This is a genomic window from Variovorax sp. TLI9-5A (assembly GCF_056867935.1).
The window spans coordinates 6,687,967-6,701,358 of record NZ_CP200310.1 but is presented as its reverse complement, the minus strand read 5'-3'; the positions used below and the strand labels follow the sequence as shown (position 1 = coordinate 6,701,358).

16 protein-coding genes are annotated in these 13,392 nt (G+C 69.7%); 8 read left to right on the top strand and 8 right to left on the bottom strand.

The window, feature by feature from the left end; genetic code table 11:
- Window positions 1-34: 34 nt before the first annotated feature.
- From AC1VNX_RS31865 to AC1VNX_RS31855, 3 genes are all read right to left on the bottom strand, one after another.
- Entirely contained in the window at window positions 35-631 is a 597-nt protein-coding gene (locus tag AC1VNX_RS31865; RefSeq protein WP_483161517.1) for a YceI family protein, read from the bottom strand.
- Complete coding sequence (locus AC1VNX_RS31860; RefSeq protein ID WP_483161516.1) at window positions 628-1,224, bottom strand: cytochrome b; 597 nt, start codon at window positions 1,222-1,224, stop codon at window positions 628-630. Before AC1VNX_RS31860 ends, AC1VNX_RS31865 begins: the two co-directional genes overlap by 4 nt.
- Window positions 1,225-1,316: 92 nt before the next feature.
- Complete coding sequence (locus AC1VNX_RS31855; RefSeq protein ID WP_483161515.1) at window positions 1,317-3,125, bottom strand: sensor histidine kinase; 1,809 nt, start codon at window positions 3,123-3,125, stop codon at window positions 1,317-1,319.
- A gap of 83 nt (window positions 3,126-3,208) precedes the next feature.
- On the opposite strand from AC1VNX_RS31855, the gene AC1VNX_RS31850 reads away from it, so the two are divergent.
- Window positions 3,209-4,450, top strand: a complete 1,242-nt coding sequence (locus tag AC1VNX_RS31850; RefSeq protein WP_483161514.1) for a THUMP domain-containing class I SAM-dependent RNA methyltransferase — start codon at window positions 3,209-3,211, stop codon at window positions 4,448-4,450.
- On the opposite strand, the gene AC1VNX_RS31845 is transcribed toward AC1VNX_RS31850, so the two are convergent.
- Window positions 4,436-4,918, bottom strand: coding sequence for a surface-adhesin E family protein (locus tag AC1VNX_RS31845; protein WP_483161513.1), 483 nt, complete (start codon window positions 4,916-4,918; stop codon window positions 4,436-4,438). The two genes, AC1VNX_RS31850 and AC1VNX_RS31845, sit on opposite strands and share 15 nt — an antisense overlap.
- Window positions 4,919-5,041: 123 nt before the next feature.
- Between AC1VNX_RS31845 and AC1VNX_RS31840 the strand changes: the two genes are divergently transcribed.
- From AC1VNX_RS31840 to AC1VNX_RS31825, 4 genes are all read left to right on the top strand, one after another.
- Window positions 5,042-5,476 carry a putative toxin-antitoxin system toxin component, PIN family gene (locus tag AC1VNX_RS31840; protein ID WP_483161512.1) on the top strand — a complete coding sequence of 145 codons (435 nt, stop codon included), beginning with the start codon at window positions 5,042-5,044 and terminating at the stop codon, window positions 5,474-5,476.
- Window positions 5,477-5,599: 123 nt separating this feature from the next.
- Window positions 5,600-5,863 (top strand): hypothetical protein, encoded by a 264-nt coding sequence (locus AC1VNX_RS31835; RefSeq protein WP_483161511.1) that lies wholly within the window; start codon window positions 5,600-5,602, stop codon window positions 5,861-5,863.
- Between the two features lie 11 nt (window positions 5,864-5,874).
- Entirely contained in the window at window positions 5,875-6,120 is a 246-nt protein-coding gene (locus AC1VNX_RS31830; protein WP_483161510.1) for a hypothetical protein, read from the top strand.
- Complete coding sequence (locus tag AC1VNX_RS31825; protein WP_483161509.1) at window positions 6,117-6,380, top strand: hypothetical protein; 264 nt, start codon at window positions 6,117-6,119, stop codon at window positions 6,378-6,380. The genes AC1VNX_RS31830 and AC1VNX_RS31825 overlap by 4 nt, the downstream gene beginning before the upstream one ends.
- On the opposite strand, the gene AC1VNX_RS31820 is transcribed toward AC1VNX_RS31825, so the two are convergent.
- Both AC1VNX_RS31820 and AC1VNX_RS31815 read right to left on the bottom strand, forming a co-directional pair.
- Window positions 6,377-7,300, bottom strand: coding sequence for a BUD32 family EKC/KEOPS complex subunit (locus AC1VNX_RS31820; protein ID WP_483161508.1), 924 nt, complete (start codon window positions 7,298-7,300; stop codon window positions 6,377-6,379). The two genes, AC1VNX_RS31825 and AC1VNX_RS31820, sit on opposite strands and share 4 nt — an antisense overlap.
- Complete coding sequence (locus AC1VNX_RS31815; RefSeq protein WP_483161507.1) at window positions 7,297-8,994, bottom strand: FMN-binding glutamate synthase family protein; 1,698 nt, start codon at window positions 8,992-8,994, stop codon at window positions 7,297-7,299. The genes AC1VNX_RS31820 and AC1VNX_RS31815 overlap by 4 nt, the downstream gene beginning before the upstream one ends.
- A gap of 55 nt (window positions 8,995-9,049) precedes the next feature.
- Between AC1VNX_RS31815 and AC1VNX_RS31810 the strand changes: the two genes are divergently transcribed.
- Both AC1VNX_RS31810 and AC1VNX_RS31805 read left to right on the top strand, forming a co-directional pair.
- Window positions 9,050-9,841 carry a UPF0149 family protein gene (locus AC1VNX_RS31810; RefSeq protein WP_483161506.1) on the top strand — a complete coding sequence of 264 codons (792 nt, stop codon included), beginning with the start codon at window positions 9,050-9,052 and terminating at the stop codon, window positions 9,839-9,841.
- A 166-nt stretch (window positions 9,842-10,007) separates the two neighbouring features.
- Window positions 10,008-11,192 (top strand): MFS transporter, encoded by a 1,185-nt coding sequence (locus AC1VNX_RS31805; RefSeq protein WP_483162054.1) that lies wholly within the window; start codon window positions 10,008-10,010, stop codon window positions 11,190-11,192.
- A gap of 104 nt (window positions 11,193-11,296) precedes the next feature.
- Here the strand turns inward: AC1VNX_RS31805 and AC1VNX_RS31800 are convergent, their stop codons facing one another.
- Window positions 11,297-11,623, bottom strand: coding sequence for a GNAT family N-acetyltransferase (locus tag AC1VNX_RS31800; protein ID WP_483161505.1), 327 nt, complete (start codon window positions 11,621-11,623; stop codon window positions 11,297-11,299).
- Window positions 11,620-12,117, bottom strand: coding sequence for a nuclear transport factor 2 family protein (locus tag AC1VNX_RS31795; protein WP_483161504.1), 498 nt, complete (start codon window positions 12,115-12,117; stop codon window positions 11,620-11,622). The genes AC1VNX_RS31800 and AC1VNX_RS31795 overlap by 4 nt, the downstream gene beginning before the upstream one ends.
- Before the next feature lie 88 nt (window positions 12,118-12,205).
- Here AC1VNX_RS31795 and AC1VNX_RS31790 point away from each other — a divergent pair, with 88 nt between their 5' ends.
- The gene (locus AC1VNX_RS31790) at window positions 12,206-13,390 is read left to right on the top strand and encodes an Acg family FMN-binding oxidoreductase (protein WP_483161503.1); all 1,185 of its coding nucleotides are present in this window, start codon (window positions 12,206-12,208) and stop codon (window positions 13,388-13,390) included.
- Window positions 13,391-13,392: the final 2 nt, after the last annotated feature.

The window sequence follows — 13,392 nt, the reverse complement described above, 5'->3', positions numbered from 1 at the left end:
AGAGAAAACCGGGTAGGGGAACACGAGAAGCGGCTTACGGCGCGGCGAGTCCCGCCAGCGTGAACTTGAAGCGCACCTGCACATCGTTGCCGACCACCGAGGTGTCGGTCCACTCGCCGTCGCCCACCTTGTAGTCGAGCCGCTGGATCGTAAAGCTTCCGGAGGCCACCGAGTAGTTGCCACCGCCGGCTGCCGGCGCGATGCTGACGGGCACCGTCACCTGCTTCGTCGTGCCCTTGATGGTGAGCTTGCCCGCCATCTCGAATTTGCCTTCGCCCAGCGCCTTGATGGCACCCGACTGGAAGCTGGCCTGCGGAAAGTGCGCGGCGTCGAACCATGGCTGCTTGGGCAGCTCGGCGTCGCTCATCGGCACGCCGAAGCCGGCGCTGGCCGTGTCGATCTGCAGCGCGACGCTGCCGCCCTCGGGCTTCTTCGGGTCGAAGGCCACCTGCGCGTCGAACTTCCTGAAGCTGCCTTCAACCGGCACGCCCATCTGCTTGGTGACGAACACGATCTGGCTCTTGTCGGGGACGAGCTTCGCGGCGGATGCGGCCGATGGCCCGGCGCCGGCCGGCGCCGCCACGGCAAGAACCAGCAGAACGGGAAGAAGGCGGAAAAGTAGGGAACTCATGATCCGGCAGATTCCTGGCGTGGCCCGGGCCACATGCGTTTGAGCAGACCGTCGCGGTCGATCCAGTGGTGCTTGAGCGCCGCCGCCACGTGCAGCAGCGTGATGCCCGCCAGCGCGAAGGCGCAGTTGCGGTGCAGCGGCTGCAGCACCGCCTCGGCGAAATCGTGGTCGGCGGGCACGAAATCGGGCAGCGCCAGCATGCCGAACCACGAGACCGGCATGCCCATGGCCGAGCTGTAGGCCCAGCCGGACAGCGGCACCGCGAAGAACAGCAGGTACATCAGTGCGTGGCTGACACGCGAGCCCGCCACCTGCAGGCCCGACGTGCCCGGCGGCAGCGCCGGCGGCCGATGCCCCAGCCGCCACAGCAGCCGCAGCGCCGACAGCGCGAGGATGGTCACGCCCGCCCACTTGTGCCAGTTGTAGACCTTCAGCCGCAGCGGCGAGAACGGCAGCCCCGTCATGTAGAGCCCCACGCCGAAGGAGCCGACGATCAGCACCGCGAGCAGCCAGTGCAGCGCGATGGCGAACAGGTCGTAGCGCAGGCCGCGCGAGCCGGCGGCAGGAAGGGTGGAAGGCGTGTCGGTGGACATCGGAGGCAGGGGCGGCGGCCTGTGCGCGGAGCATATCCCGGAAGCGATGGCAGCACGGGCCGTGCCAGCTCGATCGATCCCCGGTGCCGGTGTCAGCCGTGCGCCTGTTGCTGCTGCGCGCCCAGCAGCAGCCGGCGCAGTTCTTCCGGCTGGACCGGCTTGCGCAGCGCATGCCAGCCGCGCTCGGTGGCCAGCCGTTGCGTTGCCTCGTTGATGTCGGCCGAGATCAGCGCGATCGCCAGCGAAGGCTTCTGGCGCTGCAGCCTCTCGGCCAGCGCGATGCCGTCGAGCGCGCCGGGCAGGCGGATGTCGCACAGCGCCGCGTCGAGCGCGCGCAGGTCGGCCAGCGCCAGCGCCTCGGCCGCGCTGGCGTAGACGCGCGGCTCCACTTCCCACTGCCGCAGCAGGGCGGAAAGGCTGTCGGCCACCACCGCGTTGTCTTCCACCACCAGCACGGCGAGGCCGGGGCGCAGCCTGCGCGTCGTGTCGGTTCCGTCGTCCTTCATGGCAGCCGGGGCGGCGGACGGCGAAGTCGCTGGCGTCCCTTCGGGCGCGGCGGGCAGCTCGAAGGCGAACACCGATCCCCGCCCCGGCGCCGAACGCAGCGACACCTCGATACCGAGCTGCGCCGCCAGCCGCCGCACGATCGCCAGCCCCAGCCCGTGGCCGCGCTGCAGGTTGCGCTCCACGTTGCCGATCTGCTCGAAGTCGTCGAACACGCGCTGCTGCGCCTCGGCCGCGATGCCGATGCCGCTGTCGCGCACTTCCACGCGCCAGGCGCGGCCGGCGCTGCGTCGGCGTGAGCGCACCGCCAGCAGCACGCGTCCGCGCGGCGTGAACTTGACGGCGTTGTCGACCAGGTTGGCGAGCACGCGGCGCAGCGAGACGGTGTCGCTCCAGGCAATGGCGTCCGGCGGGCAGCGCACCAGCACCCGGCCGTTGCCCGCCTGCCGCGCCAGTTCGTGCAGCAGGGGCGCCAGCGCCACGCTGGTCGGGCGCAGCGGATCGACGGCGGCCTCTATGCGGCCGATTTCCAGCAGCTGGTTGGTCAGCCCCTCCAGTGCCTGCTGCGCGCGCGCCAGCGAGCCCACCGTGTGCTGCACCGCCTCCGTGCTGGCGCCGTCGTTCAGCTGCTGGCGCAGCACCTCGGCCTGCAGGCCGATGGCCATCACCGGCTGGCGCAGGTCGTGGTTGGCGGCCGAGAAGAAGCGCAGCCGCTCGGCCTGTGCCTGTTCGGAGGCACGAAGGCCGGCCAGGGCCTGCTCGCGCAGGCGGTGCTCGTTGAGCCGCAGGCCGATGTTTTCCTCCAGCTGGCGCGAGCGTTCGGCCACCAGCTTCCACATCATCGCGGTCAGTCCGATGCCGATGACGGCCACCGCCGCCATCACCGGCGCGCCCAGCCAGAGGCCGACGACGATGATCGGCGCCAGCAGCAGCGTGATCGCGAGCTGCGTGGCCGGCGTGTAGAACGACACCGAGAAGGCCGACGACAGCGTCATGCCCATGATGATCAGGCCCAGCAGCAGCTGCAGGTCGGCCCGGGCCGGGTCGAACAGCAGCACGCCGGCCAGCCCGTGCGCCAGCTCCCAGATGGCGGTGCGCAGCGTGTGCTTGCGCTGGGCCTCGCGCAGGCTGGCGGGCGTGAAGGGCTCGGGCAGCCGCTGCGGGAAGAAGCCGCGCATCACGGTCACCCCGGTGATCAGCGCGATCCACGCCAGCGCGCGCGGCAGCGAAACCTGCCAGGCGAAGAGCGCCGCCACGCCGCAGTTCAGCAGGTATTGCGCCAGCAGCACCGGCCCGATGGGGCGGATCGACAGCCGCAGCACCTCGCACTGGATCGCGAAGCGGTCGCTGCTGTCGGCAACGGCCGGTGCGGGCGGTGATGCGGGGGTGGGGGTCATCGGCGAATCGACTATATAGAGGAAGGTTCGCGTCGCGGCGACAATGGAGTCCCCTAGTCGGGCTTCCCGATGGCCTACTTTCCGTGAACGATCTCTCCTTTTTCCTGCCTTGCGCCGCTGGCGTCGAGGAATTCCTTGCCCAGGAGGTGCACGCCCTGACCGGCCGCGCCGGGCAAGACCTGCTCACCCTGCGCGGCGGCGTGCGCGTGCGCGCCGACTGGCGCGACGGCCTGAAGCTCAACCTGCACAGCCGCCTCGCGCAGCGCGTGCTGGTCGAGCTGGCCCACGCTCCCTACCGCAGCGAGAACGACCTCTACGCCATTGCCAGCGGCGTGGCTTGGGAGATCTGGTTCACCCCGAAGCAGACTTTCAAGATCGAGACCACCGCCCAGCACAGTCCGCTGCAGAGCCTGAACTTCGCCACCCTGCGCATCAAGGACGCCATTGCCGACCGCTTCCGCGCGAAGGCCAACGGCGTGCGCCCGAGCATCGAGACCCAGTGGCCCGACTGCCGCGTGTTCGCCCACCTGACCACCGACACCTGCACGCTCTACATCGACACCAGCGGCGAGCCGCTCTTCAAGCGCGGCTGGCGCCAGGACAAGGGCGACGCCCCGCTGAAGGAAACCCTGGCTGCCGCCATGCTCGCCGCCAGCGGCTGGTGGAACCCCGAGACCGGCGAGGTGTCGGACCAGCCGCTTTACGACCCCTGCTGCGGCAGCGGCACCATCGCCATCGAGGCGGCGCAGATCGCGCGCGGCATCGCGGCCGGTTCGCTGCGGCGCTTCGGCTTCGAGAAGCTGCTGCCCTTCCAGGCGCACGTGTGGTCGGCGATCAGGCAGGAGGCCGAGGACGCCGAGGGGGCCGTGGCGGGCGACGCCGTCCGCATCTTCGGTTCCGACGTGTCGCACCGCATGGTCGATTTCGCCCAGCGCAATGCCGAGCGTGCGGGCGTGGCGCAGGCCGTGGAGTTCCGTGGGGGCGACGCGCTGCAGCGCATGCCGCCGGTCGAGGGCGGCGGCGTGATCATGCTCAACCCGCCGTACGGCGAGCGCATCGCCGTGGGCGGCGTGGCAGGCGCGGGCCGCCCTGGCGCGCGCGAGACGGCGCAGTCTTCCGAAGAGGATGGCAGCGATTTCTTCCCCCAGCTCGCCACCCACTGGAAGAAGAACTACGCCGGCTGGACCGCCTGGGTGCTCACGCCCGACCTGAAGCTGCCCAGGCAGATGCGCCTGAAGGAATCGCGCCGCGTGCCGATGTGGAACGGGCCGATCGAATGCCGGCTGTTCCGCTTCGACATGGTCGCGGGCTCAGCGCGCAGGTAGCGCGGGCTGCTCGCCCTCGGGCCTGGGCTGCTGCTGTGGTTCCCTGGGCTCCTTCGGCCGCACGGCGCAGGCCGCGTTGACCGTCCGGGTGACGAGATCGAGCGCGCCGGCCAGGGTCACGGGCCGCACGTCACCGTCCTCGAAATGCCGCACCGCGATCGGTTCGCCCACGAAGTTCGGATGCCCGTAGTAGGTGGCGCTCACATAGCGCGCGCTGCGGGTCTCGCAGTCCACCTTGGCCTGGGCCTGGAACGAGCGGTACTTGATGCCCTCGCGGCCCGTGCGGTCCTGCGGCAGGCTCATGCGAAGGCTCACCAGGCGCTTCGACCCGTCGGCCTCGACGCTGGTCGGATCGACCTGCACGTAGCTGCCGGCCTCGTCGCCGGGCGTGCCCGCCAGCGTCAGCCACTCGGCCCGCACGCCCACGGACGCGAGCAGGACGAAGCAGAGCAGCGGAAGGCGTTTCATGAAAGAAGGGGCGAGAGGAGGGGCCAGGAGGGGGCGAAAAGCCCGATTGTCGTCGGACGGCCTAACGGGGGCCTGACCGTGGCATTGCATGGTGCAACATCGGCGCAATTCCCCGCACATTCCATGACATTGACAGAACCCGCCACCGGCCTCGTCGTCATCGACACCAACATCGCGCTCGACCTGCTGGTCTTCGAAGACCCCGCCTGGGGCGCGCTGACCGAGCGGCTCGCCGCCGGCGAACTGAGCTGGCTGGCCACCGCCGCCATGCGCACCGAGCTGCAGCGCGTGCTGGGCTATCCGCTGATCGCCAGGCGCATGGCCCAGCGCGAACTGCAGGTGCCCGCGGTGCTCGCCGACTTCGACGCGCGCGTGCGCATGCTCGAAGGCACGCCGCCGCGCGCGCCCTGCGTGTGCAGCGACCCCGACGACCAGGTCTTCATCGACCTGGCCGTGGCGCACAAGGCACTGCTGCTGAGCAAGGACCGGGCGGTGCTGTCGATGAAGAAGCGGCTGGCGCTGCGCGGGGTGGTGGTGCAGGCGGCGTTCGAGGCTTAGCGGTGGCTGACGACGGGTGCGGGTGCCCGGCGTCAGGAAGCAATTGACAACTTTTCCTTCATCGAGAGGTTTTGACGCGGCACTAGATTTCCGGCTTGGCCAAGCCATGCCCCCAATCTCGTGATGAGCGGAAACCTCCCAGCCATTCTTCTTCCCGTCGCTCGCGCACTCTCCATCGCCATCGGTGCGATCGTGCTCGGCCTTGTCTTCTACAAGCTCATCGGGCCCGTGGGCCACTGGTATGAGCTCAACTTTGCGGAGAACGACGACGACCTGAGTCGCGTGTACATGGTCGCGCTCGCCGTTCAGCTTGCTTCACTGTTTGCTGGAGGCTGGTTGGGCGACCTGGTGTTTCGCAGATGGCGCCGGAAGAGGAACGGGGCATGAGTCTGTCTGGCTTGACGCAGCTGCTCGCTCGACTGCTCTGCATTCTGGCTGGGGCACTGGCACTCAGCTTTCTCGTCGCCATAGGTGTGCTGATTCCCGTCACGCGCTGGTACGAAACGAATCTGGCTCGAGGCTTGGACGATCTATCCGATGCCTATGCTCTGCCCCTGGCTGTGCAAGCGATTACCGCTGTCGCGGGCGGCTGGCTCGGTGATTGGCTGTTTCGCAAGTGGCGGCATGAACGGCGTTTGCCGTGACGGCGGCCAGCCCGATGAGGTTGCTCGGCCGGTTGTTCTGCATTTTGGCTGGAGCATTGGCACTCAGCTTTCTCGTGACCAAAGGCGTGCTCGTCCCCATCGGGCAGTGGTACGAGATGAACGGGGCCCGCAGCGAGAGCGATCTATCGCAGGCTTTCGCCATCGCTCTTGCGGTACAGGCCCTTTGGGCAGTCATCGGCGGCTGGCTCGGCAACCGGCTGTTCCGCAGATGGCGCCGAAAGCGCCCCGACTGCCGCTAGTAGTGCTGCACCCCATTGCCAGTCTGCAGATGCCACCGCCCCAGCAGCCGCGCCACCGCCCGCACGCGCTGCGTGTCCCGCCCCCAGCGCCGGCTGGCCGGGAGCTTCTGCGCCCACTTCATGCGCCGCGCGGCATTGGCGATGCGCTCGCGGACTTCTTCGTTCACGCCGGCCAGCGCGGCGTGCCAGTGCTGGCCTGCGGCTTGCGGCGCGGCGGCTTCCAGCATCATGGCGGTCGAATGCAGGTAGCTGAGCCAGTCGCGCGCCTGGCATTCGGCCAGGGTCATGACCTCGGCCGGGTCGTCCTCGAAGTCGATGTAGCCGATCACGCCGTCGGGGCACTGCACGAGGTTGCGGTCGAAGGCCTGGCTCAGGTGCTGGCCGCACGTGTGCACGGCGGCGATGGCGGCGAGGCCTTCGCGCCATACCGACAGCAGCGCGGCGGGGCCCGCGGCGGCGGCCTGGTCGAGTCGCTCCTGCAGCACGACGGTCGCGCGGCCGCTTTCGCCGAGGTCGGAAATCAGCAGGCCGTCGGGCTGCTGCGCCAGCACCACCGGCACGCGCAGGCCGGCCGCGGCGAGCTGCTTGAGCCGGCGCGCCTCGGTGGCGATGGCAGCCTCGCCGCCCGGGTTGGGCACGGGCTTGATGATGTCCAGCCGCGCCATGCGAGCGACGGCCGCCATCACGCGGTAGCCCCACTTGCCGTGGCGGGGGCCGGCCTTCTTGAGCCACACGCGCTCGCTGCCGAAGCGGTGGCTGGCCACGTTCTTCTGTTGCTGCGGCAGGGTCGCGCGCAGGAACTCGGCGTAGTCGCCGGGCGCGGGCGGGTTGGGGGAAATCGCGTCAAGGGGCGCGGGCGCCGAAGCTGCGCCCTTGCGCGATTGCGGGCGCCGGCTGGCGCCTCTACTCAGTGGGTTCATGCGGCCATTGCGAAGCCCGCCACAAGCCCCTGCGGGCCCTGCGTGACGGGCTGGAAACTCTCTGCACTGGCCAGCGGCCAGTAGGTACGGAAGACATTGTGCTGCTCGTCGAGCGGGCCGAGCAAGGCGCCCGGCTGCACCTGCATCACCAGGTTGCTCAGAAGGCGCACCTCGGTGTCGGAAATGCGGCGCACGATGTGGTGCGCGGTGATCTGCTGCGGATGGTCGAGGCCCGCGGCCTGCACCAGTTCCTGCAGCGCGTGCAGCGTGCTGCGGTGGAAGTTCTGAACCCGCTCTGCCTTGGTCGGCACCACCAGCGCCTTCTGGCGCAGCGGGTCTTGGGTGGTCACGCCCGTGGGGCAGTGGCCGGTGTGGCAGCTCTGGGCCTGGATGCAGCCCAGCGCCATCATGAAGCCGCGCGCGGCGTTGCACCAGTCGGCGCCCAGCGCCATCATGCGGGCCACGTCGAAGGCGGTGATCACCTTGGCGGCGCAGCCGATCTTGATGCGGTGGCGCAGGTTCACGCCCACCAGCGTGTTGTGCACCAGCAGCAGGCCTTCCTGCAGCGGCGCGCCCACGTGGTCGCTGAACTCGACCGGCGCCGCGCCGGTGCCGCCCTCGGCGCCGTCGACCACGATGAAGTCGGGCGTGATGCCGGTGGCCTGCATCGCCTTGACGATGCCGAACCATTCCCAGGGATGGCCCAGGCAGAACTTGAAGCCGGTCGGCTTGCCGCCCGACAGTTCGCGCAGCCGGGCGACGAAATGCATCATCTCGGTGGGCGTGGAAAAAGCGCTGTGCGAGGCGGGCGAGATGCAGTCCACCCCCACCGGCACGCCGCGCGCGGCCGCGATCTCGGGCGTGACCTTGGGGGCAGGCAGCACGCCGCCGTGGCCGGGCTTGGCGCCCTGGCTCAGCTTGATCTCGATCATCTTCACCTGCGGGTCGCGCGCGTTGGCGGTGAAGCGCTCTTCGCTGAAGCTGCCGTCGTCGTTGCGGCAGCCGAAGTAGCCCGAGCCGATCTCCCAGATCAGGTCGCCGCCGTGCACGCGGTGGTGCTGCGAGATCGAGCCTTCGCCGGTGTCGTGCGCGAAGCCGCCCATCTTCGCGCCCTTGTTGAGCGCGAGGATGGCGTTGGCCGACAGGGCGCCGAAGCTCATGGCGGAAATGTTGAAGACGCTGGCGCTGTACGGCTGCGTGCAGACCTGGGCAGCATTCGCGCCGGCCGGCTGCGGCGTGCCGCCGATCACGATGCGGAAATCGTGGCCGGCCAGCTTGGTCGGCCGCATCGAGTGGTTGATCCACTCGTAGCCCGCGATGGTCACGTTCATCTGCGTGCCGAAGGGGCGGTTGTCGGGTTCGCCCTTGGCGCGCTGGTACACCAGCGAGCGCTGGGCGCGCGAGAAGGGCGCGGCCTCGGAGTCGCTCTCGATGAAGTACTGCCGCATCTCGGGGCGGATGAACTCCAGCAGGAAGCGCAGATGGCCGATCACCGGGTAGTTGCGCAGGATGGCGTGGCGGGCTTGCCGAAGGTCGTGTACGCCGGTACCTGTGAGTACCGCGAAAACCGCCACCCCGATCCAGGCCAGCCACAGGTGGGGCGAAACCAGCACGAAGGCCAGGCTTGCCACCAGACCGATCACGCACAGGGCGAAGGCGCTGTAGCGCGTCGGAAACGAAATAATCGTGGGCATAGAAATAGTCTCGACCGTGGCCTGCTGCATCATAGAGGGCTGCCTCGAACTTGCCATGACGACCATTCCCGACCCCATTTCGCCTCCCGACAGCACCCCTGCAGCCCGCACTCCCCTCGGTCCCGACGATTTCGACGCCCTCGACCAGGCCCTCGACGCCATGCGCGAGCATGACGAGGAAATCCCCCAGTGGGAGTTCTGCGAAGGCTTCATGGCCGCCCTGATCTGCACCCGCCGGCCCATCCTGCCCTCCGAATACTGGCCCGTCCTGCTCGGCGACAACTTCTCTTCCGCCCAGCACATGGAGTTCGTCTGGAACTGGAAGCGCCGCTGGATCGAGATCGAGGAGGGCCTCGACGCCCCCGTCGAAACGCTCGACGACGAACGCAGCTGGCAGCCCGAGGTGCTCGACACCCGAGGCGCCATCGCCTCGCTGCCCGAGGAAGAGCGCGCCGAAGTGGCCGGCGAGGCCATTCCCTCCTTCGCCCAGGTCTGGGCGCTGGGCTTCATGTACGCCGTGGAGAACTGGCCCGAGGACTGGGCCGAGCCGCGCGACAAGGACGCCGCGCGCATGCTGAACGACGCGCTGGACAACATCGTCGCCCTCACCGAGGACGACACCGGCAAGCCCACGCTGTCGATGTACAGCGACGAGGCCCCGCCCAGCGTGAGCCAGCAGCGGCTCGACGACTTCGGCGCCGCCATCTGGGCGGTGTACGACCTGCGCCAGCTCTGGAAGAGCCTGGGCCCGAAGGTCGAGACGATCCGCAAGGAAGCGACCCCCGGCCGCAACGACCCCTGCCCCTGCGGCAGCGGCAAGAAATACAAGAAGTGCCACGGTGAGTAACTGGGCTCACCCCCAGGCTTCGCGCACTTCGTGTCGCTTCGCCAACCCCCTTGCAGGGGGCAATACCAGCGGCCCGGCACAGCCGGTTCCGCGGTATTCCTGAATGAACTCCGATCCGGCGCTGCGCCCCACGGCCGAGCCGCTCGCGCCGCGCGCGGCCTGGGCGATGGTCCTGGCGCTGTGCGCCGGGGTCGCGCTGAGCCAGGCCTTCCGCACGGTGGGCGCCATCATGGCGAGTCCGCTCCAGGCCGATTTCCATCTTTCGGCACAGGCCCTCGGGATCTTCTCGGGGGCTTTTCATTTTGCGTTCGGCGCGATGCAGCTCCTCATGGGCATCGGCATCGACCTGCACGGCGTGCGCCGCACGGTGCTGGTGGCCTTTCCCGTCGCGATCGCGGGCGCGCTGCTGTCGGCGGTGTCCTCCAGCTACCTGGTGCTGGTGGCTGGGCAGGCGCTGATCGGCGTGGGCTGCGCGCCGGCTTTCCTGGTGTGCACGGTGTTCATCGCGCGGCACTTTCCGCCAGCGCGCTTCGCGACCGTGTCGGGCATGGTGCTGGCGGTTGGCGGCATCGGCATGCTGGCCACCGGCACGCCGCTGGCGTGGCTGGTGCAGGCGTATTCATGGCGCGCGGGCTTCCTGGTGCTGGCCGTGGCGGCGGCGCTGGCGTGGCTCGCGATCTGGTTCTGGGTGCACGAGCCCGCCACGGCCTCGGCGGGCAAGCGCGAGTCGATTCCCGAAGCGATCCGCCAGTTCGGCGCGCTGTTCGCCATGCCGCACACGCTGGGCATCATGGTGCTGGGCGCCGTCACCTATGCCGCCTTCATCTCGCTGCGCGGCCTCTGGCTGGGCCCGCTGATGATGGAGCGCCACGGCTACTCGCTGGTGCAGAGCGGCAACGTGGCGCTGGCGGTGTCGGTGATCTCGCTCGTCGGCGCGCCGCTCTTCGGCCGGCTCGACCGCAGCGACGCCGTCTCGCGCCGCCGATGGATCGTGGTCTGCGGCCTGGGCTACGCCGGCCTCTTCGCGCTCATCGCGGTGCTGCACTCGGCCTGGCTCGACATCGCCGGCATGGTGCTGATCGGCGTGCTCTCGGGCTTCATCGTCTGGCAGTACGCCGACGTGCGTGGCGCCTACCCCGCCACGCTCACCGGCCGCGCGATGGCGGTCTTCACGATGGCGATGTTCCTCGGCGTGGCGCTGATGCAGTGGGGCACGGGCGTGGCCGCCTCGATTGCGGCGGCGCATGGCGCCGATCCGCTGACGGCCGTGCTGGGCACGATCGCCGTGCTGCTGCTTGCGGGCATCGCGGCCTTCGCATGGCTGCCCGCGCCGAAGAATTCTTCGGCCTGATCAGGGAACACCGCGGAACCGGCTCTGCCGGGCCGCAGGTGTTGCCCCCGGCAGGGGTTGGCGTAGCGACACGAAGTGCGCGCAGCCTGGGGGGCGAGCCCTGTTCAGATCTTGAAGGCGCGCTGGATGTCCGGCCGCACCAGGTCGGCGTACTCGCGGTGCTTGCGGATGTAGCCCGCGATGAACTGGCACACCGGAATCACATGCAGCCCCTTGGCGCGCGCCTCGCCGAGCACGTGCTTCGCGATGCCCGAGCCCACGCCCTTGCCCTCGAACTCGGGCAGCACCTCGGTGTGGGTGAACATGATCGCGTCGGTCAGCAGGTTGTATTCGGCATAGCCGGCGAGCTTGCCGTCGAGCGCGGCCTCGTAGCGGTGCTGCGCCTCGTTGTTGGAGAAGGCGAGGGCGGTGGTGTTGTCGGTGGTGCTCATGGCTGTCGTGCGAGAAAGGTTGCGAGGTTGGCTGCGGCGGTGGCGCGCACCTTCTTGCGCAGCATGGGCGACCAGCCGAGCAGCAGGCCCGGCGCGCCGAGCGCCTGGCGCGACCAGGTCCAGAACGGGAAGCTGTCGCGGTGCGTGGCGATCAGCCCCTCGGGCGTGAAGGTGAAGCGCGAGTCGATGCTGTTGTCGACGATGCGGTTGGTGGCGCTGAATCGGTAGTGCGCGTCCCAGTGGGCGCTGCCGGTGCCGTCGTCGTTCGCCTTCACGTCGCGCCAGGTCAGCTTCCACACGTCGGCGCCCTTGGCCTTGGTGCCGCCGGCCAGCATGCGCCACATGCCGCCTACCTCGCGGCGCCCGCGCAGCGAGAAGGCCTCGTCGTCGAACACGGCGTCGGGCGCGTAGCAGGCTTCCATGGTGGGCGCGTCGAGCCTGGCGAAGGCGCTGTAGAAGCGCTCGATGGTCTGTTTGTTGGTGGCGGCGGTCATGAGTGGCTTGTCTTTATTCGGCGCTGCGTGGCGGTTGCGGAAGCTTAAGCCATTGTTAACAGCCGGCGCGCTTTCGATAATCCGCGCAATGGATGAGCGCAGAAACTTTGTCCGGCTGCTGGGAGGCGGCGTTGTCGTGGCGGCGGGAGCGGCCGCGCTGGCGACCTGGTGGCTGAACTCGGAGGTGCCGGCCGCCGCGCTGGAGATATGGAACGGCCCCGGCGACGAGACCGACGTGCGCAGGCGCGCCGTCGCCTATGCCGTCACCGCCCCCACCGCCTACAACCGGCAGCCCTGGCTGGTCGACCTGCGCGAGCCCGACGCCATCGTTGTCTATTGCGACCGCGAGCGCGTGCAGCCCGAGACCGACCCTTTCGGCCGCCAGGTGCTCATCGGCCACGGCGCCTTCATCGAGCTGCTGGTGATGGCGCTCGCGCAGCAGGGCGTGCAGGCTGCCGTGCAGCTGTGGCCGCAGGGCGAGCTGGCCGGCGAGCCGGAGCGCTGGCCGCACATTCCGGTGGCGCGGCTGCGGCTGGCGGGCGGCGGCGTGCCCGATCCGCTCTTCGCGCAGGTGCTGCGGCGGCGCACGCCCAGGCAGCGCTTCGACCTCACGCGGCCGGTGTCGGCCGACATCCTGCAGGGGCTGGCCTCGATGGTGCCCGCGGGCGGCATGGTGAGCTCGGCCGGCACGGTGGACCCGGCGCGCGTGCTGCCGCTGCGCAAGCTCTGCGCGGCAGCCGCGCGGGTGGAGCTCACCACGCCCGGCACCGCGATGGAGAACCTGCGGCTGCTGCGCGTCGGGCCGCAGGAAATCCTCGCGCACCGGGACGGCTTCTCGCTGAACGATCCGGCGCTGCGCATCGCCGTCGCGCTCGGCCAGTTCGACCGCCGCACGCCGGCCCCGGAAGAGAGCCTGTCGTTCCGTCAGACCCTGCAGCTCTTCGAGGACCAGGCCAACACCGCGATGGGCTTCATCTGGCTCAGCACGTGCGGCAACAGCCGCACCGAGCAGATCGCGGCCGGCCGCGCCTACGTGCGCCAGCAGCTGCGCGCCACCGACCTGGGCCTGGGCATGCATCCGATGAGCCAGCCGCTGGAGGAATTCGCCGAGATGGCGCCGCACCACGCCGCCGCGCACGACATGCTGCTGGGCACCGCGCCGCCGCGCGACAGGCGCAGCCCGACGGTGCAGATGATGTGCCGCCTCGGCTATCCGATGGCGCCGGTGCCGCCCGCGCCGCGCCGGCCGCTGGCCGACTTCATGACGGTCTGAGC